26 protein-coding genes and 1 pseudogene are annotated in these 23,157 nt (G+C 43.5%); 20 read left to right on the top strand and 7 right to left on the bottom strand.

Annotation, left to right across the window (positions count from 1 at the left end):
* Positions 1-15: 15 nt before the first annotated feature.
* The 3 genes from PW220_RS07695 (at position 16) to PW220_RS07685 (ending at position 2,397) form a co-directional block, all read left to right on the top strand.
* Positions 16-696 (top strand): amino acid ABC transporter permease, encoded by a 681-nt coding sequence (locus PW220_RS07695; protein ID WP_105109884.1) that lies wholly within the window; start codon positions 16-18, stop codon positions 694-696.
* A 1-nt stretch (position 697) separates the two neighbouring features.
* Positions 698-1,432 (top strand): amino acid ABC transporter ATP-binding protein, encoded by a 735-nt coding sequence (locus PW220_RS07690; RefSeq protein ID WP_105113720.1) that lies wholly within the window; start codon positions 698-700, stop codon positions 1,430-1,432.
* Positions 1,433-1,548: 116 nt separating this feature from the next.
* Positions 1,549-2,397 carry a bifunctional methylenetetrahydrofolate dehydrogenase/methenyltetrahydrofolate cyclohydrolase gene (locus PW220_RS07685; protein WP_105117507.1) on the top strand — a complete coding sequence of 283 codons (849 nt, stop codon included), beginning with the start codon at positions 1,549-1,551 and terminating at the stop codon, positions 2,395-2,397.
* 78 nt (positions 2,398-2,475) lie between these two features.
* Here PW220_RS07685 and ypfJ read toward each other — a convergent pair whose 3' ends face one another.
* Positions 2,476-3,384 carry a KPN_02809 family neutral zinc metallopeptidase gene (gene ypfJ / locus PW220_RS07680; protein ID WP_248032653.1) on the bottom strand — a complete coding sequence of 303 codons (909 nt, stop codon included), beginning with the start codon at positions 3,382-3,384 and terminating at the stop codon, positions 2,476-2,478.
* Between the two features lie 165 nt (positions 3,385-3,549).
* On the opposite strand from ypfJ, the gene xseA reads away from it, so the two are divergent.
* From xseA to PW220_RS07630, 10 genes are all read left to right on the top strand, one after another.
* Positions 3,550-4,893 carry an exodeoxyribonuclease VII large subunit gene (xseA, locus tag PW220_RS07675; protein ID WP_248054051.1) on the top strand — a complete coding sequence of 448 codons (1,344 nt, stop codon included), beginning with the start codon at positions 3,550-3,552 and terminating at the stop codon, positions 4,891-4,893.
* A complete protein-coding gene (locus PW220_RS07670; protein ID WP_029186527.1) occupies positions 4,868-5,083 on the top strand; it encodes an exodeoxyribonuclease VII small subunit in 216 nt (71 codons plus the stop codon). Before xseA ends, PW220_RS07670 begins: the two co-directional genes overlap by 26 nt.
* The gene (locus PW220_RS07665) at positions 5,083-5,952 is read left to right on the top strand and encodes a polyprenyl synthetase family protein (RefSeq protein WP_248032655.1); all 870 of its coding nucleotides are present in this window, start codon (positions 5,083-5,085) and stop codon (positions 5,950-5,952) included. Before PW220_RS07670 ends, PW220_RS07665 begins: the two co-directional genes overlap by 1 nt.
* A complete protein-coding gene (locus tag PW220_RS07660; RefSeq protein ID WP_248054052.1) occupies positions 5,945-6,766 on the top strand; it encodes a TlyA family RNA methyltransferase in 822 nt (273 codons plus the stop codon). The genes PW220_RS07665 and PW220_RS07660 overlap by 8 nt, the downstream gene beginning before the upstream one ends.
* Positions 6,759-7,184, top strand: a complete 426-nt coding sequence (locus tag PW220_RS07655; protein WP_105113726.1) for an arginine repressor — start codon at positions 6,759-6,761, stop codon at positions 7,182-7,184. The genes PW220_RS07660 and PW220_RS07655 overlap by 8 nt, the downstream gene beginning before the upstream one ends.
* 3 nt (positions 7,185-7,187) lie before the next feature.
* On the top strand, positions 7,188-8,849 hold the full coding sequence (gene recN, locus PW220_RS07650; protein ID WP_248054053.1) for a DNA repair protein RecN: 1,662 nt from the start codon (positions 7,188-7,190) through the stop codon (positions 8,847-8,849).
* A gap of 95 nt (positions 8,850-8,944) precedes the next feature.
* Complete coding sequence (locus PW220_RS07645) at positions 8,945-9,778, top strand: DegV family protein (protein ID WP_248054054.1); 834 nt, start codon at positions 8,945-8,947, stop codon at positions 9,776-9,778.
* Positions 9,771-10,604 carry an SGNH/GDSL hydrolase family protein gene (locus tag PW220_RS07640; protein ID WP_105117514.1) on the top strand — a complete coding sequence of 278 codons (834 nt, stop codon included), beginning with the start codon at positions 9,771-9,773 and terminating at the stop codon, positions 10,602-10,604. The genes PW220_RS07645 and PW220_RS07640 overlap by 8 nt, the downstream gene beginning before the upstream one ends.
* Complete coding sequence (locus tag PW220_RS07635; RefSeq protein WP_248054055.1) at positions 10,576-11,169, top strand: YpmS family protein; 594 nt, start codon at positions 10,576-10,578, stop codon at positions 11,167-11,169. Before PW220_RS07640 ends, PW220_RS07635 begins: the two co-directional genes overlap by 29 nt.
* A gap of 93 nt (positions 11,170-11,262) precedes the next feature.
* Complete coding sequence (locus PW220_RS07630) at positions 11,263-11,538, top strand: HU family DNA-binding protein (RefSeq protein ID WP_105106668.1); 276 nt, start codon at positions 11,263-11,265, stop codon at positions 11,536-11,538.
* 88 nt (positions 11,539-11,626) lie between these two features.
* Here PW220_RS07630 and PW220_RS07625 read toward each other — a convergent pair.
* Positions 11,627-11,779, bottom strand: a pseudogene (locus PW220_RS07625) (tyrosine-type recombinase/integrase); the annotation flags it as partial.
* Between the two features lie 225 nt (positions 11,780-12,004).
* Between PW220_RS07625 and PW220_RS07620 the strand changes: the two are divergent.
* Positions 12,005-12,472 carry a GNAT family N-acetyltransferase gene (locus tag PW220_RS07620; protein ID WP_248054056.1) on the top strand — a complete coding sequence of 156 codons (468 nt, stop codon included), beginning with the start codon at positions 12,005-12,007 and terminating at the stop codon, positions 12,470-12,472.
* 23 nt (positions 12,473-12,495) lie between these two features.
* On the opposite strand, the gene PW220_RS07615 is transcribed toward PW220_RS07620, so the two are convergent.
* The 3 genes from PW220_RS07615 to PW220_RS07605 all read right to left on the bottom strand — a co-directional run bounded on the left by PW220_RS07615 (position 12,496) and on the right by PW220_RS07605 (position 16,497).
* Positions 12,496-13,755: a hydroxymethylglutaryl-CoA reductase, degradative gene (locus PW220_RS07615; RefSeq protein WP_248054057.1), complete on the bottom strand. Its 1,260-nt coding sequence runs from the start codon at positions 13,753-13,755 to the stop codon at positions 12,496-12,498.
* 374 nt (positions 13,756-14,129) lie between these two features.
* The gene (locus PW220_RS07610; protein ID WP_248054058.1) at positions 14,130-15,284 is read right to left on the bottom strand and encodes a hydroxymethylglutaryl-CoA synthase; all 1,155 of its coding nucleotides are present in this window, start codon (positions 15,282-15,284) and stop codon (positions 14,130-14,132) included.
* A 28-nt stretch (positions 15,285-15,312) separates the two neighbouring features.
* Complete coding sequence (locus tag PW220_RS07605; RefSeq protein WP_248054059.1) at positions 15,313-16,497, bottom strand: acetyl-CoA C-acetyltransferase; 1,185 nt, start codon at positions 16,495-16,497, stop codon at positions 15,313-15,315.
* Between the two features lie 225 nt (positions 16,498-16,722).
* Between PW220_RS07605 and PW220_RS07600 the strand changes: the two genes are divergently transcribed.
* From PW220_RS07600 to PW220_RS07590, 3 genes are all read left to right on the top strand, one after another.
* Complete coding sequence (locus PW220_RS07600; protein ID WP_248054060.1) at positions 16,723-17,415, top strand: phosphoglycerate mutase; 693 nt, start codon at positions 16,723-16,725, stop codon at positions 17,413-17,415.
* 105 nt (positions 17,416-17,520) lie between these two features.
* A complete protein-coding gene (gene gloA, locus PW220_RS07595; protein WP_248054061.1) occupies positions 17,521-17,904 on the top strand; it encodes a lactoylglutathione lyase in 384 nt (127 codons plus the stop codon).
* Between the two features lie 148 nt (positions 17,905-18,052).
* Complete coding sequence (locus tag PW220_RS07590; protein WP_248054062.1) at positions 18,053-19,453, top strand: polysaccharide deacetylase family protein; 1,401 nt, start codon at positions 18,053-18,055, stop codon at positions 19,451-19,453.
* 25 nt (positions 19,454-19,478) lie between these two features.
* On the opposite strand, the gene PW220_RS07585 is transcribed toward PW220_RS07590, so the two are convergent.
* Both PW220_RS07585 and PW220_RS07580 read right to left on the bottom strand, forming a co-directional pair.
* On the bottom strand, positions 19,479-20,561 hold the full coding sequence (locus tag PW220_RS07585; protein WP_248054063.1) for a DEAD/DEAH box helicase: 1,083 nt from the start codon (positions 20,559-20,561) through the stop codon (positions 19,479-19,481).
* On the bottom strand, positions 20,551-21,537 hold the full coding sequence (locus tag PW220_RS07580) for a Gfo/Idh/MocA family protein (RefSeq protein WP_248054064.1): 987 nt from the start codon (positions 21,535-21,537) through the stop codon (positions 20,551-20,553). Before PW220_RS07580 ends, PW220_RS07585 begins: the two co-directional genes overlap by 11 nt.
* A gap of 83 nt (positions 21,538-21,620) precedes the next feature.
* Here PW220_RS07580 and udk point away from each other — a divergent pair, with 83 nt between their 5' ends.
* The 3 genes from udk to PW220_RS07565 all read left to right on the top strand — a co-directional run bounded on the left by udk (position 21,621) and on the right by PW220_RS07565 (position 23,149).
* A complete protein-coding gene (gene udk, locus PW220_RS07575; protein WP_044775386.1) occupies positions 21,621-22,250 on the top strand; it encodes a uridine kinase in 630 nt (209 codons plus the stop codon).
* Between the two features lies 1 nt (position 22,251).
* Positions 22,252-22,791: a PadR family transcriptional regulator gene (locus tag PW220_RS07570; RefSeq protein WP_044691056.1), complete on the top strand. Its 540-nt coding sequence runs from the start codon at positions 22,252-22,254 to the stop codon at positions 22,789-22,791.
* An 88-nt stretch (positions 22,792-22,879) separates the two neighbouring features.
* Complete coding sequence (locus PW220_RS07565; RefSeq protein ID WP_248054065.1) at positions 22,880-23,149, top strand: DUF1294 domain-containing protein; 270 nt, start codon at positions 22,880-22,882, stop codon at positions 23,147-23,149.
* Positions 23,150-23,157: the final 8 nt, after the last annotated feature.

Here is a 23,157-nt window from a genome sequence, read left to right as displayed (position 1 = left end):
TTGAGGAGTGAATGAATGGATTTTTCTTTCTTGCCTGATTATTGGGCATATTTTAATTATGGGGCCCTTGTAACCCTTATTATCGCTTTTTTCTCGGTTTTCTTTGGTAGTATTTTAGGGACGCTCTTGGCCTTTGCCCAACGCAGTAGATATAAGGTTCTGGTTTGGCTTGCCAATATTTATGTATGGATTTTCCGCGGTACTCCAATGGTAGTACAGATTATGATTGCCTTTGCCATGACCAATTTTGTTGCACCGACTATCCAAATAGGGATTTTAGATGTAGATTTGACGCGTTTAATTCCAGGGATTATTGTCATTTCTATGAACTCCGCAGCCTATGTGTCTGAAACCATTCGTGCGGGTATCAATGCTGTGCCAAAGGGTCAATTGGAAGCAGCTTATTCATTAGGTATTCGTCCAAAACAAGCCATGCGCTATGTCATTATGCCACAGGCTATCAAGAATATTCTCCCTGCTTTGGGAAATGAGTTTGTAACCATTGTTAAGGACAGTTCGCTCCTGTCAACCATTGGTGTTATTGAGTTGTGGAATGGGGCACAGACGGTTGCTACGACGACTTATCTCACTCAAAGTCCGCTTATTTTTGCAGCCTTCTATTATTTGATGATGACCAGTATTTTGACCCTAGGCATTCAAGCTCTTGAGAAAAAATTAAACAAGGGAGGACACTAAGATGACAGAAGCAATTATTTCCATAAAAGATCTTCATAAGTATTTTGGTGAAAATGAAGTTTTAAAAGGGATTGATTTAGATATCCAGCAAGGTCAAGTGGTTGTCATTATCGGTCCCTCAGGTTCAGGAAAATCAACTTTCTTGCGTACCATGAATCTCTTAGAGGTACCGACCAAGGGGACGGTGACTTTTGAAGGGGTCGATATTACGGACAAATCCAATGATATTTTCAAGATGCGTGAGAAGATGGGAATGGTTTTCCAGCAGTTTAACCTTTTTCCAAATATGACCGTATTAGAAAATATTACCCTGTCACCTATTAAGACAAAAGGAATTGCTAAGGCAGAGGCAGAAGCTAAGGCGCATGAATTGTTGGCAAAAGTTGGTTTGCCTGACAAGGCGGATGCCTATCCACAAAGTCTATCAGGTGGTCAGCAGCAACGGATTGCCATTGCCCGTGGTTTGGCCATGGATCCAGATGTCTTGCTCTTTGATGAGCCGACCTCAGCCCTTGATCCTGAAATGGTTGGTGAGGTACTTGCGGTTATGCAGGACTTGGCTAAGTCAGGGATGACCATGGTAATCGTAACCCATGAAATGGGCTTTGCGCGTGAAGTAGCAGACCGAGTTATCTTTATGGATGGAGGCTATATTGTTGAAGATGGAACTCCAGAAGAAGTTTTTGAACACACCAAGGAAGAACGGACTAAGGATTTCTTATCCAAAGTCTTATAAGCTCAACTCCGACATTGTTCGGAGTTTTTTGCTGTTTTCAGATGAATTGGGTGAGAACCTAGTCAAATCAGTGGCAAATAGGGTATAATGAAGAAAAAGTGAGGAGATTTTAAGCAATGACAGTGATTGATGGAAAGGCCTTGGCAGCCAAAATGCAGGCAGCTCTGGCAGAAAAAACAGCTCGATTAAAAGTGGAGAAGGGCTTGGTACCAGGCTTGGTCGTTATTTTGGTTGGAGAAGACCCAGCCAGCCAGGTCTATGTTCGCAATAAAGAACGTTCAGCCCTTGCAGCTGGTTTTAAGAGTGAGGTTGTACGAGTGCCAGCTAGCATTTCAGAAGAAGAACTTTTGGAATTGATTGAGCGCTACAATCAAGATGATGCATGGCATGGTATTTTGGTGCAGTTGCCTCTACCAGCCCACATCAGCGAAGAAAAAGTTTTGTTGGCCATTGACCCAGATAAGGATGTGGACGGTTTTCATCCGACCAATATGGGTAAATTCTGGTCAGGTCATCCGGTCATGATTCCGTCAACTCCAGCAGGAATTATGGAGATGTTCAAGGAATACCGGATTGACCTAGAAGGCAAAACAGCGCTGGTTATTGGTCGTTCCAATATCGTTGGCAAACCCACGGCCCAGCTCCTTTTGGATGCCAATGCAACTGTAACCATTGCTCATTCACGTACAAAAAATCTGGCAGAATTAGCTCGTCAGGCGGATATTTTAGTCGTTGCGATTGGTCGTGGACATTTTGTAACCAAGGAATTTGTCAAGCCAGGTGCAGTAGTGATTGACGTTGGTATGAACCGTGATGAAAATGGCAAACTGATTGGGGATGTCAAGTATGATGAGGTAGCAGAAGTTGCTAGTCACATTACCCCTGTTCCAGGTGGAGTTGGCCCTATGACCATTACCATGCTCATGGAACAGACTTTTGAGGCTTGTGTCAGAAGTGGGAAATAGGTAAGTAGGCGAGGTTGGCAAGAGCTGACCTCATTTTTTTATAAGAAAAATCCCCAGTCATGAAACTGGGGATCGCTTTTATGGATTGCTTACTGAGAAGGTGTCGGCGTGGGCAAGGTCACCATAGGTATAGCCGAGGTTAAACCATTTTTTACGTTGCTCAGAAGTACCGTGGGTGAAACTATCTGGGACAGTACGGCCGTAGGCTTCTTGTTGGAGAGTGTCATCACCAACTGCATGGGCAGCATTCATGGCTTCATCAATATCGCCAACGTCTAAGATACCCTGACCATCGACATATTTGGCCCAGGCTCCTGCATAGTAGTCAGCTTGCAATTCTAGACGGACATTGAGGGCATTGCCTTCCTTGTCTGATAATTGAGCACGTTTTTGGTGGTAGGCACCAAGGACTTCCAATTCATTTTGGACATGGTGACCAACTTCATGAGCGATGACATAGGCCATGGCAAAGTCACCAGCAGCCTTGTATTTGCTAGCAAGTTCTTGATAAAAAGAAGTATCAATATAAATCTTGCGGTCAGCTGAACAATAGAAGGGGCCGGCTTGAGCAGAACCGGTTCCACAGCCTGTTTGGGTCTGGTCCGTATAGAAAACAAGGGTTGGTGCTTGGTAGGTTAGACCATTTCTTGCAAACTCTTGTGTCCAAAAATCTTCTGTTGAGGCCAGTACCTTACTCATGAATTCTGCATCTGCGTCAGAAACACTGCTACCGCTTGTCGTAACCTGGCTAGACTGATAAGGATTGGTGTTGGTTGTTGGTGAAAGTAGGCCACCTAGATTGGACATGCCACCAAAAGCAAATAGGAGGACCACTAGCACCAATTTTCCCTTCCAACCCAGACGGGAGAAGAGCAAGCTTAGTAAGAGATTTCCGCCAGCTGAACCACCAGAGAAAGACGGACCTGAGCTTCTTTGTCCCCTGCGGTCTTCAATATTGGAACTTTTTCGTAAATCGTCAATTTTCATCATAAACTCCTTAGAACCTGTTATCAAGTTCCTATTTTCTCACAAACTATTATATAGCAAATTGCAGAAAAAAACACAGGAAAGCTATTGGAAATGGTGTGTCCAGTTCTGTATAAATGTGCAATTTTTGGTATAATAGTAGAGATACAGACAGAAGGAGTGGACATGGTTGAATATTTAACGGTTAGCCATCTAACTAAGTATTTAAAATTAAAGTTTGACCGCGATCCTTATTTGGAGAAGGTCTATTTAACAGGACAAGTGTCCAATTTCCGCAAGCGTCCTAGCCATCAATATTTTTCGCTCAAGGATGATAAGGCAATCATTCAGGCGACCATGTGGGCTGGTGTCTATAAAAATCTGGGCTTTGACCTTGAAGAGGGAATGAAAATCAATGTGGTCGGGCGTGTGCAATTGTATGAGCCTAGCGGTTCCTATTCTATTATCATTGAAAAGGCAGAGCCAGACGGTATTGGTGCCCTGGCCATCAAGTTTGAGCAGCTCAAACAAGCTCTGACCCAGGAAGGTCTATTTAAGCAAGAATTCAAGCAGGAATTACCTCGGTTTACCAAGAAAATAGGGGTCATTACCAGTCCGAGTGGAGCGGTCATTCAAGATATTATTACCACGGTCAGTCGGCGGTTTCCTGGTGTGGAAATTGTCCTCTATCCGACCAAGGTGCAAGGAGATGGGGCTGCTCAGGAAGTTGTTGCCAATATCCAAAGAGCCAATGAGCGTGATGATTTGGATGTCCTCATTGTTGGTCGTGGCGGTGGTTCTATTGAAGACCTGTGGGCTTTCAATGAGGAAATAGTGGTTCGGGCTATTTTTGAATCTCGTATTCCTATCATTTCCAGCGTGGGTCACGAAACGGATACAACTCTGGCAGACTTTGTGGCAGACCGCAGGGCAGCCACTCCGACAGCTGCAGCAGAATTAGCGACCCCTGTGACCAAGGCAGATTTGCTGGGTTATTTAAATCAGCAGGAAAATCGAGCCTATCAGGCCATGACCAATCGCTTGAAATTCCTGAGAGGTCAGCTTGAGAAAATTAGCCAATCAGTTATGTTTCGGCAGCCTGAACGCTTATACGATGGTTATTTGCAAAAATTAGACCGCTTGACCAATCAATTGCAGACACGGATGAAAGAAGTATATGGCCAGCAGAAACAGGCTAGCTTATTACTCAATCAACGCTTACAAGGCCTACAACTTGGCCCTAAAGTCGAGAGTTTCCAAGAGAGAATTATCCAGCAGGAACGGCTTTTGAAGAGCAATATGGCCAATATCTATGATAATAAGATGGCCAAGGCAGACAAGTTAATTGAGGCCCTCACCATGCTGGATACCAGTCGCATTGTGGCTCGTGGTTATGCCATGCTTTTACAAGATGGTCGAGTTCTAGACAGTGTGGAAACGATACAAAAGGGTGAACACCTGACCATTCAGATGAAGGATGGTCAACTTGATGTGGAGGTAAATCATGTCCAAAAAGACAAAAACATTTGAAGAAAATTTAGCTGAATTAGAAGGAATTGTAACCAAATTGGAGCGTGGGGATGTAGCCTTGGAAGAGGCACTTGCCGAGTTTCAAAAGGGTATGGTTTTATCTAAGGATTTACAAAAGACACTTGCTGAAGCTGAAAAGACCTTGGTCAAGGTCATGCAGGCAGATGGCAGTGAAGCGGAGATGAACTAATGGGAGCCAGTAAATTGCAGCGACTTGAGGAAACCATGGCAGGTTTTTATGAACCTCAGGTAGCAGAACGCCTTAACCAAGCGGTTCTTTATTCGCTACAGGCTGGCGGGAAACGAATTCGTCCCTTGCTCCTCTTAACCCTCTTGGAGTCTTTCGGAGTGGAATTAAAACAAGCTCATTATCAGGTAGCTGCCTGTGTCGAGCTCATTCACACTGGCAGTCTGATACATGATGATCTGCCAGCCATGGACGATGATGATTACCGTCGGGGACGTTTGACCAACCATAAGAAATTCGACGAAGCGACAGCTATTTTAGCAGGGGACAGTCTATTTTTAGATCCGTTTGGATTTTTGGCTCAGGTAGATTTGCCAGCTAAGACCATCCTTGCTCTCGTGAGAGAGCTTTCTCAGGCATCTGGGACTTTTGGAATGGTTGCTGGTCAGGTCTTGGATATGGCAGGCGAGGGACAAAAATTATCTCTCGAACAATTACAAGCCATCCATGCCAATAAGACTGGAAAATTATTGACCTTTCCCTTTGTCGCAGCTGGTTTGATTGCTGGACAGTCAGATGAGGTTATCCACCATTTGCGAAAAGCAGGTCAATTAGTCGGTCTAGCCTTTCAGGTGCGGGATGATATATTGGATGTGACGGCCACTTTTGAGGAAATCGGAAAAACACCGCAAAAGGATCTATTGGCAGAGAAGTCTACCTACCCAGCTCTGATGGGCTTGGAGGCCTCAAAAGTCTTTCTAGAAGACAGCCTGAATCAAGCAAGCAGTGAGCTAGATCAAGTGGCTCAACTAGTCCCATTTTCAAGAGAAGAAATAAAAAAAATCATAGAAAGTTTACGAATCAATGGCTAAGGAAAGAGTAGATGTACTGGCTTACAAACAGGGGCTTTTTGAAACCAGAGAGCAGGCCAAGCGCGGTGTTATGGCAGGGCTGGTGGTATCGGTCATCAATGGCGAACGCTACGACAAACCAGGCGAGAAGATTGACGAGGGAGTTGAGCTCAAGCTCAAGGGAGAGAAACTCAAGTATGTCAGCCGTGGTGGTCTGAAATTGGAAAAGGCCTTGCAGGTTTTCGACCTATCAGTTGAGGGGCAAACGACCATTGATATTGGGGCTTCGACAGGCGGATTTACAGATGTCATGTTGCAGGCTGGCGCCAAGCAGGTCTATGCTGTAGATGTCGGGACCAATCAGCTGGCCTGGAAATTGCGTCAGGACGAGCGTGTCATTAGCATGGAACAATATAATTTCCGCTATGCTGAGTTGGGAGATTTCGAACTTGGTCAACCAAGTTTTGCTTCGATTGATGTCAGTTTTATCTCTCTAGGCTTGATTTTGCCAGCCCTTCATGGTATTTTGGCAGACGGTGGTCAGGTCGTGGCCTTGGTTAAACCCCAATTTGAAGCAGGTCGGGAGCATATCGGTAAGAACGGGATTGTCAAGGATAAGGCAGTTCACATCAAGGTCTTGGAAGATGTGACTGCTATGGCTGTCGTAACCGGTTTTTCTGTAAAGAGCCTTAGTTTTTCACCTGTTCAAGGCGGACATGGTAACACGGAATTTTTGGCACATTTAGAGAAATCTAGCCAGCCTAGCCCGATTGAACATAGTGAAATAAGAAATATAGTCGATCAAGCACACGAGGAATTTAAGAAGGATGAATAAACGAGAACGATTAGAAGTCATTAAAGATTTGGTAGTCCGATTTCCCATTGATACTCAGGAAGAAATTGTGGAACGCTTGGAAGCCTTGGGGGTTCATGCAACCCAGGCTACTGTGTCCCGTGATATCAAGGAATTGGGCATTATCAAGGTTCCATCAGCTGACAAGGGATATGTCTATGGCTTGCCTAAAAGTAGCCTAGTCAAGGTCAAGTCCAATAATATTCTTGATTTTGCAGTCATGGACAAGATGGTCAACTTAAAATTGGTACCAGGGAGTGCAACGGTCGTAAAAAGGCAGATTTGTGAGTATTTCCAAGAGGAAATCTTCTCGATTATTGCTGATGATGACAGTATTCTGCTCATTTTGAAGGACCAGGAAACCATCCCCAATTTAGAACGTACGATAAAAGGGTGGTAGGTCATGTTATTAGAAGTTTCGATTAAGAATTTTGCCATTATTGAACAGGTATCCCTCAATTTTGAAAAGGGGATGACCATCCTATCTGGTGAAACGGGGGCCGGCAAGTCCATTATCATCGATGCCATGAACCTGATGTTAGGGGCGCGTGCGACGACGGATGTCATTCGCCACGGAGCAGCCAAGGCGGAGATTGAGGGGCTTTTTTCCTTTGAAAATAGCAGAGCTCTGGAACAGATTTTGAGTGAACAGGGGATTGAAGTTGCGGACGAACTCATTATCCGTCGGGAAATCCTACAAAATGGCCGTTCGGTCAGCCGTGTCAATGGGCAGATGGTTAATTTGTCTGTCTTGAAACAAATCGGTCAGCACCTAGTGGATATCCACGGCCAACATGACCAGGAAGAATTGATGAAGGCCCAGCACCATATCCGTCTTTTAGACAGCTTTGGAGAAGATGAGTTTTGGGCTTTAAAAGACCGCTATCAGACCACTTTTGATGCCTATCGTAGCCTCCGCAAACGAGTGCTCGAAAAGCAGAAAAATGAGCAGGAGCATAAGGCTCGCATTGAGATGCTGGAATACCAAATTGCTGAGATTGAAGCAGCAGACCTGCAGTCTGGCGAGGATGTTCAGCTCAATCAAGAGCGGGATAAGTTACTCAATCACAAGCAGATTGCGGATACCTTGACCAATGCCTATGCTCTGTTGGACAATGAAGATTTTTCAAGTTTGAACAACCTTCGTTCAGCCATGGGGGACCTGCAAAGCTTAGAAGAATTTGACCCAGAATACAAGCAGCTTTCTAGCAGTCTGACAGAGGCCTACTATGTTGTTGAAGATGTGACCAAGCGCCTCAGTGATGTGGTGGATAATCTAGACTTCGATGGCAATCGCCTGTTGCAGCTAGAAAGTCGGTTGGATCTGCTCCACACCATTACTAAAAAATACGGTGGAACGGTCGATGATGTCTTGGATTATTTTGCAAAAATCAGCGAAGAGTACAATCTTCTAACAGGAAATGACCTATCTGGAGATGACTTGGAAGTGCAACTCAAGACCATGGAGAAGGAATTAGTGACCTTAGCCAGTCAGCTCAGCCAGTCCCGACATGAATTGGCTCAGTTGCTGGAAGAGATTATCCGTCAAGAATTACAAGACTTGTACATGGAAAAAGCTCGGTTCCAGGTTCGTTTTACCAAGGGTAAGTTTAACCGAGAGGGGAATGAAACGGTGGAGTTTTACATCTCTACCAACCCTGGTGAAGACTTCAAGCCTTTGGTCAAGGTTGCCTCTGGTGGAGAATTATCTCGTTTGATGTTGGCCATTAAGTCAGCCTTTGCCCGTAAGGAAGGCAAGACCTCCATCGTCTTTGACGAGGTGGATACAGGAGTTTCAGGCCGTGTTGCCCAGGCTATTGCCCAGAAGATATATAAAATTGGACAATATGGTCAGGTCTTGGCTATCTCACATTTGCCACAGGTGATTGCCATCGCGGATTATCAGTTTTTTATTGAGAAAATATCTGATGACCACTCGACTGTTTCCCGCGTCCGCCTGTTGACCAAAGAGGAGCGTATCGAGGAAATCGCCAAGATGTTAGCCGGTGACAAGATTACGGATGCAGCCCGTAGCCAAGCAAAAGAATTGGTTGAAAAAGGTTAGGCAACTAGCCTTTTTTGCTTTTGTTTTTATGTTTATTTTTAGATTGAAATTTGTTATAATAAAGGATAATACAGAAGAGAACGGAAGGACACTTGATGATGAAGATTAAAATTGTAACAGATTCTAGTACTACAATAGAAGCTGGTTTGGCTAAGGAGTTGGGGATTACCATCATTCCTTTGTCTGTTATGGTGGATGGGGTTGTCTATTCAGATAGAGACTTATCAGAAGGTGAGTTTCTCGACTTGATGAGAGGAGCCAAGCACTTACCGAAGACCAGTCAACCACCGGTAGGTCTCTTTGCGGAAACATTTAGCCAATTAGCTAAAGATGGTAGTCAGATTATTGCAATCCTTCTTTCTCATGCCTTGTCAGGAACGGTTGAAGCAGCCCGTCAAGGAGCTACCTTGTCTGGTGCAGATGTGACTGTTCTTGACTCTGGATTTACCGACCAGGCAGCAAAATTTCAGGTAGTGGAAGCGGCTAGACTGGCACAAGCTGGTGCTAACAAGGAAGAAATCCTTTCGGCCATTGAAGAGGTCAAAGATAAGACTGAACTATATATCGGAGTATCTACCCTAGAAAATCTTGTCAAGGGCGGTCGTATCGGTCGTGTACAAGGTATGCTCAGCAGTCTGCTCAACATTCGAGTTATCATGGAAATGAAGAACCATCAATTAACTCCGATTGTAAAAGGACGTGGCAATAAGACTTTCAAAAAATGGTTGGATGAATTTGCGAGCGGATTGAACAATAAAGATGTTGCAGAAATTGGTATTTCCTACTCAGGCAAGGCGGACTTTGCCAATGAAATAAAAGACTTGCTCCAGCCCCATGTAGAAACAGATATTTCTGTATTGGAAACAGGTTCTATCATTCAAACTCACACGGGTGAGGATGCCTGGGCTATCCTAGTTCGCTATGAATAATCGGAAGTTGATACAGGGACTTGTCTTCTTTTTTCTCTGTCTATTAGGGTCAATCTTCCTATTCCATCAGTTAATACCCCAGGCGCCGTCACGCATCAGTCAGGAAGAGCTAGGTCTTTCAGTGAATAGGAAATTTCGCTATTTGGCTCTTGGGGATTCCTTGACAGAAGGAGTGGGGGATGTGACAGGTCAAGGTGGTTTTGTCCCCTTGCTTGCCCAGTCGCTAGTCAATGAGTACGGTTATGAGGTAGACGTTCAAAATTTTGGAGTTTCCGGCAACACCAGTAAGCAAATCTTGAAGCGGATGAAGGAGAATGAGGAACTCCAACAGGCCTTAAAAGAAGCTGATTTATTAACCTTGACGGTTGGTGGAAATGATCTTCGTAAGGTCATTGTCAGTAATTTAAGTAACCTCAAGCTCTCTACCTTTGATAAGCCGGCAAGGGAATACGGGAGAAATCTAGAAAAGATTGTCAAACGGGCAAGACAGGAGAATGCCGATCTCCCTATCTATATCTTGGGAATTTACAATCCCTTCTATCTCAGTTTTCCTGAATTGACCGAGATGCAGACTGTGGTTGATAAATGGAATCAGACAACCAATCAAATCACGGAAAAATACAAGGATGTTTACTTTGTAGAAATCAATGACTTGCTCTATAAAGGTTTGGAAGGCGAGATGGGGCTTAGCCAGTCTAGTTCGGCTAGCACAAATAATTTATTGTACGAAGATGATCATTTTCATCCCAATAATACGGGATATGAAATCATGAAAAAAGCACTATTGGAGAAGATGTATGAAACTGAGAAAAGCTGGACACCTTAATATCTGGAAGTGGCTCTTCTTGGTTCAATTGGCTTTGACATTGGGGGCGGGTCTGGTTTTTCTAAATCGTATCCAAGTTAAGAGAGAAAATATGACGGAATTGGTACCATCTAGCCAGACAGATGCAAAAGTGGGGACTTTCGCGACCAACCGTGAAGCCCTTAATCAAACCATTGCCAACTATTTAAAAGATTACCAAACGAAGAATTTTTCTTACCAATTATTTGTGACTAACCAACAGGTTGTTTTTGAAGGAACCTATCAGGTATTTGGTGTAGATATCCCCTTGTATATCTATTTTCAACCTCTCAAAATGGAAGATGGCAATGTTCTTCTACGAATATTGGAAATTTCAGCAGGAAATCTGTCCTTGCCCAAGGCAGAAGTTTTAGCCTATCTGCAAAAAAACTACAAATTACCCACCTTTGTCAAAATAAATTCCCAAGAGGCAGCAATTCAGTTAAAAATAACAGAATTGGACAATAAATTTGGCCTTTACGGTCAGACCAATACCATTGATTTATACAACGACCAAATTATTATTGATATATACAGAAAAAGGTAAGAAACCAGCATTAAAAACTTGACCAAATGGCTAAATTTCGGTACACTATAAAAGTGAGTAAAATCTCAGAAAATTATTGGAGGACTTAGCAAAATGGCTAATAAACAAGATTTGATTGCAAAAGTTGCAGAAGCAACTTCATTGACTAAAAAAGATTCAGCAGCAGCTGTTGACGCAGTATTTGCAGCAGTAGCAGACTACCTTGCAGCTGGTGAAAAAGTACAATTGATCGGCTTCGGTAACTTTGAAGTTCGTGAGCGTTCAGCACGTACAGGTCGCAACCCTCAAACAGGTGCAGAAATCAAAATCGCAGCATCTAAAGTACCTGCTTTCAAAGCTGGTAAGGCACTTAAAGACGCTGTAAAATAATTCAGCATCAAAAAGCCCGTCATATCAAGCTTTCTAGCTTGTCCGACGGGCTTTTTTCTGTATTTTGGGGCATTTTTGGGGCATAAAATCAGTAATTTTCCATGATTTCAGCTACATTAGCCTTGAGTTTCTTTGTGACATGGGTGTAAATTTGGGTTGTAGTCTTAGCATCTGCATGTCCGACACGGTCCATGATAGCTTTCAAGGGAACTCTGTTTTCTGCTAGACGGCTGACAAGAGTAGGTGACCTTGTGACAGGTAATCGACAAATTGTATCACAGTACTTGTAACTTTGGAAAAACAAAAAAACCAGCCTTGTAGACTGATTTTTAAGGAGATTTATGAAAAATTTTAGGATACACTTATAGTATAACCGAATTTTCAGATAATTCATCGGTCTTTAGACCTATTTTGTTAAAAAACAAACTTTTGTTATAATAGAGAACAAAATTAAGAGGAGATTTTTATGACCATACGTAAAGCTACACAATCAGATATTCCAGTATTAAATGAATTATTGCAAGATATCTTACAGGTTCATCATCAGGCACGACCAGATATTTTTAAGAGTGAGGGTCAAAAATTTTCTGAGGAACAATTAAGGCAGTTATTGGACAATCCCGCTAAGTCAGTTTTTGTTTACGAACTGGAAGGTCAGGTTGTCGGTCATCTTTTTTGTGAAATCACGACTGCGACTGGTGATGTATTAGAACCAGTCAAGACCTTGTATATTGATGATCTGTGTGTGGCCTCTTCTGTGCGTGGTCAAAAAATTGGTGAGCAATTGTATACATTTGCTCTCTCTTATGCCAAGGAGCAGGGCTGCCACAATCTAACCTTGGATGTATTGGCAGACAATGCGGGGGCTGTTCGCTTTTATGACCGTTTGGGTATGAAACCACAAAAATTCCGTATGGAGCAACTAATTGATTAAAAAAAGAGGGGGTTCCCTCTTTTTTAGTGTTCTCTCATTTTTGCCAACAGTTTTTGTGCAGTTTCAAGGTTGCTGTGTTTTTCTTGACGCAAGAGCTGGGCTAGTTTGTCCACTTCATCTTCCTCAGCGCCAGCAAGCAGGGCTAGGGATTTGGCATGGAGTTTCATGTGTCCCGCCTGAATGCCAGAGGTGACTAGGGCACGCAGGGCTGCAAAGTTTTGACAGAGCCCGACAGAAGCGATGATGGAGGCCAGTTGGCGGGCCTTTGGCTGCTTGAGCAGGTCAAAAGCAACGGCCACCTTGGGATTGAGTCCAATGGAGCCACCGACCGATGCAATCGGAAGGGGCAGGGTGATGGAGCCGACCAAATGCTCCCCGTCAACTGTCCAAGTGGATAGCCCTTTATAGTGGCCATCACGACTAGCAAAAGCATGAGCGCCAGCCTCCACCGCCCGCCAGTCGTTTCCAGTCGCAATCACCACGGCATCAATACCGTTAAAAATCCCCTTGTTATGGGTCGCAGCACGATAAGGGTCCACCTGAGCCAGCTTGCTAGCCAGGGCGATTTTTTGAGCAGTTTCTTGGGCAATAGCCGAGCTAGTTGCAAGACTGGAGATGGAAAGACGGCACTGGGCAGTGACCAGGGATTCCGTTGCGTAGTTGGAAAGAATACCCATCAAAGCCTGTCCCTGACTGAATTCTTCCAAGTCATCCTTAATGGCTTCCAGCATATTATTGAGAATATTGGCGCCCATGGCTTCTTGAACATCCACCTGAAGATAGACAATCAGAAAATCTTCCTTACTTTCCACAGTCAGGTCACGAGCGCCCCCTCCGCGTTTCACAATAGATGGATGGGCTTGATTGGCAGTTTCTAAAATATTGTCCTTTTGGTCAAGAATAACTTGTTTTGCTCTGCTATGATCAGGAACATCAAAAAGTGCTACCTGTCCAATCATGATGCGGTTGTGGATGGTGGTTGTAAAACCGCCAGACCGAGCAATGATTTTGGCTCCGAAAGAGGCAGCTGCAACCACAGAAGGTTCTTCAGTGACCATCGGTACAGAATACATTTGTCCATCCACAAGCAGTTCAGGCAGAACAGAGAAGGGCAGGGAAAAAGTTCCCAGATGGTTTTCCGCCATCTTACCTGCAATTGCTTCAGACAGATTTTCGTCTTTGTAAAGAATGTCTAGGCTATCTTCGGATAGGGAACGATGGTGATGGATAATATCAATGCGTTCTTGACGTGATTTTTTATAGAATCCTGAGAAATGTGCCATGGTTTCCTCTTTCTAATTTCTAACGAAAAGCGCCCTTGGATGAGAGCCAAAGGGCGCCGTTTTGGGGAGCGGGAAAGAACTTGACTGATAGAAAAGAGTTTTCCTCGCTTCCAAACAATAGGCTCGGGCTAAAATAGTCTACTGGACTATTTTAGCCCGCCCCCGCATAGTTCCAACTGTCTGGGAGACAGTTGGAAGTTGGAAATAGAGCGAACATTGTTCGCAACAGTCGAAATGGTCAGATTTAGAGTGTGGTAACACGAATAAATCTGTCAATCAACCACTGCGCTGAGATGTTGACGCAACTGTGAAAAGTGTGCTGGAAATTCAATCAGCCTATCATTCATTATTCCAATGAATGATAGGTAAAATGCTTATTTACGATAGATACGTTTGTGCTTATCTACTTGGATAAGGGCAAATGGTGTTGGGTCTACAGGTAGGTCGATAGCCGTACCTGTTTCGTCTAGGATGATTTCTTGGAAGAAGATATTTTCGTATTCTTCAACACTGATTTTTTTGCGTTGGTTGAGGTTTTCTAAGCGGTTTTCTTCCAATTGATGTTGGAAACCATCCACCAGCTGACCGCTGAAGATTTCACAGACAGCACCGCTACCATAGCTATAGAAGAGGATTTGCTCCCCTGCCTTGAGCGCTCTGCTATTTTCCAAAAGAGAAAGGAAAGAAAGGAAGATAGAGCCAGTGTAGATGTTGCCGACAAGCTTGTTGTAGACGATAGCTTCTTGGAAACGTTCTGTCAAGCGGTTGAGGGTTTCTTCATCTTCAGCAATGGCTTGCAAACCTTTGAGCCCTTGCTTAGAGAAAGGAATGTGTAAGCACATGGCTGCAAAATCCTGCAAGGCCTTGCCAGTTTTCTTCTGGTAGTAGGCAAAGGTCGTGGTCAAGCAGTCAGTGTATTGCTCAGTAGAGAAGCGACCGTCAACACGAGGGTACTTGTCGTAGTTTGGTCTCCAGAAGTCATAGATGTCGCGGGTCTGGCAGACATTGTCATTGTTGAGGACCAAAATGCGTGGATTTGCTGTAACTAACATGGCAACAGCTCCAGCGCCCTGAGTTGGTTCACCGCCAGAAGCTGCTCCATACTTGGCAATGTCGCTGGCAATCACCAAGACTTTTGATTCAGGGAATTGAGCGATGTGGCTCTTGGCTAAGCTTAGTCCAGCAGTAGCTCCATAACAAGCCTCTTTCATCTCGATGGAACGAGCGAAGGGCTGGATACCGAGCAGACCGTGGATGGATACAGCAGCAGCCTTACTTTGATCGACGCTTGATTCTGTACCGACGATGACCATGTCGATGGTTTGCTTATCTTCTTCGGTCAAAATAGCTGCGGCAGCCTGGGCGCCAAGAGTGACAATATCTTGTGTAACAGGTGCGACAGCCATTTCTGACTGGAGAAGTCCAACTTTGTATTTATTGGGATCAATGTTGCGGGCTTGGGCCAAATCAGCCAAATCTAAAACATAATCGGGTGCCGCAAAGCCGATTTTATCAATACCGATATTCATAATTTATCCTTTGTTTACAAGTGATCGTTTACTGTTTTTCTGCATTGGATACGATGAGGGAAATTCCCTGACCGCCACCGATACAGAGGGCACATAGTCCCAGTTCTTTGTCTTGCTTGATGAGTTCGTGGATGAGGGTCACCAAAATCCGACTGCCGCTAGCTCCGATTGGATGACCAAGTGCGATAGCACCACCGTTGACATTGACTTTAATGGGTTCAACCCCTAATTGTTCGACAACTGGAATGGACTGGGCTGCGAAGGCTTCGTTCAACTCGAACAAGTCAATATCTTCTACAGTTTTACCGATTTTTTCAAGAGCTTTTTTGCTCGCAGTTACTGGCCCCATGCCCATAAGAGTAGGGTCTAGACCACTGGTTGCATAGCTTTCTATATAGGCTAGTGGTTCAATGTTCAGTTGCTTTGCTTTTTCTTCCGACATAAGCACAAGGACTGCGCAGCCATCATTGATACCTGAGGCATTGGCAGCTGTAACCGTACCGTCTTTTTTGAAGGCAGGTCGAAGTGTTGCTAATTTATCAAGTGGGGTCAGACGAGGATATTCATCTTGGTCAAAGATACTTTCACCTTTTCTACTTTGAAGCTTAATAGGAATAATCTCATCTGCGAAGCGACCTTCCGTAATAGCTTTGGCAGCCTTTTCTTGACTAGCGTAGGCAAAGGCATCTTGTGCTTCACGACTGATTTGGTAGCGTTCGGCAACATTTTCCGCCGTAATGCCCATGTGGTAGTCATTGAAGGCGTCTGTCAGACCGTCTGTCAGCATGGAATCTTCTAAGCTGATATGACCAAATTTGCTGCCAAAACGGCTGGATTTGGATAGGTAGGCAGCCTGGCTCATGATTTCAATGCCTCCGGCAACAACTACATCGTTGTCGCCTAGTAGGATGGATTGGGCGGCCAGGAGGACTGATTTTAGTCCAGAGCCACAAACCTTATTAACACAGTAGGCTGAGGTGGTTTCTGGAAGTCCAGCCTTGAGAGCAATCTGGCGAGCAATATTTTGTCCGTGACCAGCAGAAAGGACGTTACCAAAGATTACTTCGTCGATAAGGTCAGCTGGGATGTGTTTATTTTGTAGGGCTGCTTCAAGGACTTGAGCCCCCAAATCAGCAATGTTTATATCTTTTAGACTACCTCCGAAACTGCCAATGGCAGAACGGTAGGCAGACACGATAGCTACTTTTTGCATGATAACTCCTATATGGTATCGTTTTGAACTGTCGTGTTCAGCCCAACTATTATACCATGATTTTATTTTTTTTTCATAAGAAGAAAGATAGGTCTACAGACTGAATTTACATGTAAGTGAATGAAAGCGTAAACAGATTGTGGAAAAGCTAGCATTTTTTTTCATTTTCGTGTAAAATAGAGAAGTATAAGAGGGAGACCTCAAAATATAAAGGAGAATCCATAAATGGTAAAATTGGTTTTTGCTCGCCATGGTGAGTCTGAATGGAACAAAGCTAACCTTTTCACTGGTTGGGCTGATGTTGATTTGTCTGAAAAAGGTACTCAACAAGCAATCGATGCTGGTAAATTGATCAAAGAAGCAGGTATTGAATTTGATCTTGCTTTTACATCAGTATTGAAACGCGCTATCAAGACAACAAACTTGGCTCTTGAAGCTGCAGATCAATTGTGGGTACCAGTTGAAAAATCATGGCGTTTGAACGAGCGTCACTACGGCGGTTTGACTGGCTTGAACAAGGCTGAAGCAGCAGCAGAATTTGGTGATGATCAAGTTCACATCTGGCGTCGTTCTTATGATACTTTGCCACCAGAAATGGCTAAGGATCATGAGCATTCAGCGCACACTGACCGTCGTTATGCTCACCTTGACGGTTCTGTTATCCCAGATGCAGAAAACTTGAAAGTAACGCTTGAGCGCGCACTTCCATTCTGGGAAGACAAGATTGCTCCAGCTTTGAAAGATGGTAAAAACGTATTCGTAGGTGCACACGGTAACTCTATTCGTGCCCTTGTAAAACACATCAAAGGCTTGTCTGATGACGAAATCATGGACGTGGAAATTCCAAATTTCCCACCACTTGTTTTCGAATTGGATGAAAACTTGAACATTGTGAAAGAGTACTACTTGGAAGCATAATCCATTGACACCTGAGCTTGCTCAGGTGTTTTTGCATACTAATCAGAAGTTTTTTTACTAAGAATATGATATACTTAGACTATTAACAGGCAAAAGGAGTTTATGATGGCTAGTAAGAAAATGTTGCACGCCTGCTTGCGTGTTGAAAACTTAGAAGCTTCACAAAAATTTTATGAGGAAGCTTTCGGATTTAAAGAAACTCGTCGCAAAGACTATCCAGAGCACAAGTTTATCTTGGTTTACTTGGCACTTGATGGTGATGACTTTGAGATTGAGTTGACCTATAACTATGATCACGGTCCTTATATTGTAGGAGATGGTTTCTCACACCTGGCCCTTTCTTCCGATGATTTGGAGGGGGACAATGCCAAGCATAAGGAGCTGGGCTATCCAACTACAGACATTAAGGGCTTGCCAGGTAGTCCAGGTCGCTACTATTTTGTGACAGATCCAGATGGCTACCGTGTAGAAGTCATCCGTGCTGATTAAGCTTAAAAGATTGCCTCGGCAGTCTTTTTTTTTCTATGAACAGGAAGAATATTCGTTTTGAGGGTTGAACAATTTTTGATATGCTTGACAGAAAGACGATAAACCTATATTATAGTATAAGGTGAATATGAAAAGGAATGAATATAAAATGAAAAAGTTGTTTTGGCTTCTCTTGAATGCATTTCTAGTAGCCATGATGGTGGTTGCAAGTATTTATCTATACCGCAACTTCCAAGATTGGCAATTAACGCATTTTATTAAAGAAAAAGAAGAACTGGTACTGAAAGGACAAGCATCTGATTTAGAGGAGGGGAATATCGGTTCTACCCATGTGGTTGCGACCATACCCAAAGACCCCTCTGGTCAGAGAATTACCCAACTAGAACAAAAAATTGTGGGACATATCCGTCATAAGTTAGGCTATAAGAAGCCATCAGGCAAGATAAAAAATGTCCTTGTGGTTCATGCCAAGGAGGGACAGACCAATTTTAAGAAGGTTCGGGCTCATGAGATCCATAGTGAGCAGTATGCTGTCCAACCCTTACAAGTAAAAAAAGAGGAAGAAGTTACCCCAGAGCGTGTCTTGCTGACAGAAGATCAGCAACTCTTCACCCTAGGAGATATGTTTCTAGACTTGAATGCTGCTAAGACCATCATGGTCCATAAGTTGCAGGAAAAATTGACTAGTCAAGGCTTGGATGAGGCGGAAAAAGCAAGGATTATTGCAGAGTTTCAAAATCTAGACTTGGAAACAGTCGTTTTTAGTTATGCCAATAGTCAGTTGGTTCTGGCATTGTCTGAGGAAGTCTTTAAGACAGCTAGTCTGGAACTAGCTATTTCAGATTTCTTCCCGATAATGAAGGGGGACTATCTGGCAGATGTTGACAAGGCCAATTATGATCAGTTTTTTGCTCAGAATCAAGTGGATAAAAAAGCTCTTCGTCAGATTGCCTTGACCTTTGATGATGGACCAAACCCTGCAACGACACCAGTTATTTTGGACCTCTTGAAGACATACAATGTCAAGGCTACCTTCTTTGTACTGGGAAGTGTAGTAGAAGGGAACGAAGCTATCTTACAACGGATGGTAGCGGAAGGGCATGAAGTTGCTAACCATACTTGGAGCCATTCCAACTTGACCCATCTGTCTCCAGAGCAAGTCCAGCAAGAAATTGAGTTGACACAGGCTATCGTTGAAAAAGCTATTGGGAAGCGTCCTACTATGGTGAGACCACCTTATGGGGCCATCAACCAGGCTGTGGTAGATGCCATGGGATTACCGTCTATTTATTGGAATGTAGATACGGAGGATTGGTCAAATCGAGATAGCCATGCCATTTTTGAAAGAGTGAAAGAGCAAGCTTGTCCTGGCTGCATCATCCTTATGCATGATATCCGTCAGCCGACAGTGAATAGTTTGGAACCTGTCTTACAGTTCCTCACATCTGAGGGCTACAATCTAGTGACGATAACAGAATTATTGGGACCAAATCTCAATCCCCAACATATTTATTATGATCAGGAAGCCAGTGGTCCAGCACAACATTAAAAAGGAGGTTTCGACCTCCTTTTTCTTATACTTTATATAGTTCTTGGTTCTTCAAGATAACTTCTTGAACATTTGCATATTTTTTTAACTGTTTGACTTCACTTGGGCTAGAAACCAGGGTAATGACCAGTCCGTCCTTGCCCATGCGACCAGTTCGTCCAGCCCTGTGGGTGTAGGCTTCCTGATCAAAAGGTACTTCAAAGTTAAGGACACATTCCAAATTATCAATATCAATCCCACGCGCGACCAAATCTGTAGCTAGCAAGATATTGAGTTCGTGGTTTTTAAAACGCTCGATAATGACCTTACGGAATTTAACATTAACATCAGAGGCCAGGGAAACAGCATTGACACCGTTGTAGAGCAACTTATCTTCGCTGGCGCCAAGGTCTGACAGGCTATTGAAGAAAGTAAGGGCACGAAAATCTGGAATATTGGCAAACTTACGTAGAGTTTCCAAACGGTCACGCTTGTCTACCAACATATAGCAATGCTGGATATTGTCCAATTTCTGTTCAGATAAGTCGATACTTTCAATATCTTGAGCAATCTTTTGATGGTCAAACTTAGCTGTTGCGCTCATGTAAATCAACTGGTGGTCACGTGGCACATAGCCGATAATCTTTTCCACAAAATGATATTGAGAATCAGAGAAGAGTTGGTCAAATTCATCCAAAATGATAGTGTTAACATTCATCATCTTGATTTTTTTCAATTTAATGAGCTCGAAAATACGACCAGGAGTCCCAATTAGGATTTCGGGTCCTTTTTTTAGTCGCTCAATTTGACGCTTCTGACTAGAGCCAGATAGAAAGAGTTGGGCGTTAAGACCAATGGTATCTGACCAGGTTTTGCAGACATCAAAGATTTGACCAGCCAACTCTGTATTGGGAGCCAGGATCAGCAATTGTTGAGATTTTTTTGGTGTCAGTGCAAGTAGGCTGGGCCAGAGGTAGGCAAGGGTCTTACCCGTACCAGTTGGACTGATTGCCAATAGGGATTTGCCAGTTCTGATTGGCTGGAAGGCTTGGACTTGAATGGGTGTAAAATGCTCAAAGCCAAGTTGAGTCAACTGGTCAGTCCAGCTAGTTGGGAAATTAGTTTTCATGGGTATCCGCCTTAAAAATTATTCCTGCGTCTTGGCGCATGGTGTAGAGAGTATGATGGACCGCCTCAGCCACATCCAGCCATTTATTAGCCAGGTCGTGATTGCCTGCCTGGATAACTTGGGCAATGGCTTGTACCTCCTCCAGCATAGAATCTACTTGTGCTTGGATAGGAAGGACAAGTTGGCTACCGTCATGTTTGGTAAAAACAGCAGAGCTGATATGTTGGCAGGCGTTGAGGGTGAGGGTGCCTTCACTGGTATAAATTTCACTTGGTAGATTGCTAGTGATATTCTTTCCAGCCTGAATGCTTACTAGAAAATCATCATAAATCAGTTGCCCAGTCCCATTCAAATCAATGGATGAAGGGAGTTGGTGGGCAGCGTATCGAGCCGCATTTGGTCTGCCAAAGAGGCCAATGGCAGTATAGAGGGTATAGACACCCAGATCCATCAAGGCTCCGCCTGAAAAATCAGTTGAAAAGATATTTGGGGTCTGTCCTGCCAAGAGGTCAGGCATTTTAGAAGAATATTTGGCATAGGAGAAGTTGGCACCCCAAACAGTCTTATCCTTCAAGAAGTCCCTAATAATAGCGATGGCTTCCTCGTGGTAATTGCGGGCTGCTTCAAATAGGAAGACACCATTTTCCTGGGCAATTTGACGAAGTTGGGCCAATTCTTGAGGTGTGGACACCATAGGCTTTTCAACGATAGCGTGTTTGCCGGCCATGAGAACAGATTTTGCTTGTTCAAAATGCAAGGCATTTGGACTGGCAATATAGACCAAGTCAATGGGTGTAGAAAGGAATTTTATCCATTCTGTGTATAATTTTACATTTTCGTAATTTGTTGAAAATGACATAGCAGTTTCCAGTTTTCTTGAAAATATCGCTGATAATTGAAGATATTTACTCAAATGAGCAGAGGAAATGAACTTGTGACTGATGTCTGAAGTACCAATAATTCCAAAATTTAGCATAAATTCTCATTTCTTTATGTGTTATCCTTTCCATTATACCATGTTTCATGGTAAAATAGTATTGAAAATAGAAGGAGATGATGATGACTCAGAAACCCATTATTATTGGCGTAACCGGCGGATCTGGGGGTGGCAAGACAAGTGTGTCGCGTGCCATTCTGGATAATTTCCCAAATGCTCGCATATCAATGATTGAACACGATTCTTACTATAAGAATCAGTCACACCTAACCTTTGAAGAACGGATATTGACCAATTATGACCATCCACTAGCCTTTGACACAGATTTGATGATTTACCACCTGGGTGAATTGTTGGCAGGGCGTTCGGTGGATATTCCGATATATGATTACACTCAGCACACCCGTTCAGATAAAACCTATCATCAGGAACCACAAGATGTATTTATTGTGGAAGGTATTTTGGTATTGGAAGACAAGCGGTTGCGGGATTTGATGGATATTAAAATCTTCGTCGATACTGACGATGATATTCGCATCATTCGCCGTATTAAGAGAGATATGGAAGAACGTGGGCGTAGCTTAGATAGTATCATTGAACAGTACACCACGGTGGTGAAACCTATGTATCACCAGTTTATCGAGCCGACTAAGCGCTATGCAGATATCGTCATTCCTGAAGGCGTCAGCAATCTTGTAGCCATCGACTTGATCAACACCAAGGTGGAGAGTATATTAAGAGAGCGTGGTTAAGATGCCCAAGCAGAGAATATTACCCCATATAATACTAGGGATAATGGGTGCTAGCGGTCAGATGGTAACTGGTAAGCAGATTACCGACTATGTTCAACGCGATTTAGGAGAATTTTGGCAGGTAGCTCATAGCCAAGTCTATCCAGAGCTAAAACGCATGACCAAGGAAGAATTGATTACCTGTCATGCGGTTCCTGGCAATGAAAAAGAGAAGCAGTATGCTATGACTGCGACAGGTCGTCAGATTTTGGAAGATTGGCTATCCATTCCAAATGATGAAACTCCTCAACAAAAGGATCTATTTTCTATTAAGATGTTCTTTATCCGTGATAAGAAAGATCCACGGATACCAGGTTTGTTGGAGAATCAAATTGAATTAGTCACCAAGCACTTGAAACACCTAGACAGTCGCAAGGTTGAGTTATTCTCAACCAAGGAGAGTATTCAAGACAACTATGGTCATTACTTGATTTTGACCCGAGCAATTGAGCGCAATCGTGCCCAGCTCAAGTGGTTGGAAGATACCCTAGCAAGTTTATAAACGGTTCGGACATCTGAGCCGTTTTTTCTTGTACTCTAAGATAGATTATGTTAGAGTTATAAAAGCAATGTGAGAGAAGGAGAAGATAATGTCCATTCAACAAATGGTGAGTATGGTCTTGATGGTCTGGAATATAATCGTGTTTCTGACCTATGGTCTGGATAAGGGCAAGGCCAGAAAGGATGCCTATCGAATTTCTGAAAAAAACTTATTACTAATGGCTTACTTGGGCGGTGGTCTAGGTGCCTGGGCAGGTGGCACCCATTTCCGCCACAAAACCCAGAAAAAGTATTTTCAGCTAGCTTGGGCTGTGGGTGTCTTGATTGATGTCCTTATTATCTTTTGGATTTGGAAATAGGCGAAAGC

Source organism: Streptococcus sp. 29892 (genome assembly GCF_032594935.1).
Classification (GTDB): domain Bacteria; phylum Bacillota; class Bacilli; order Lactobacillales; family Streptococcaceae; genus Streptococcus; species Streptococcus hyiners.
The sequence above is the reverse complement of the archived record's forward strand: the minus strand, read 5'-3'. Positions and strand labels throughout refer to the sequence as shown.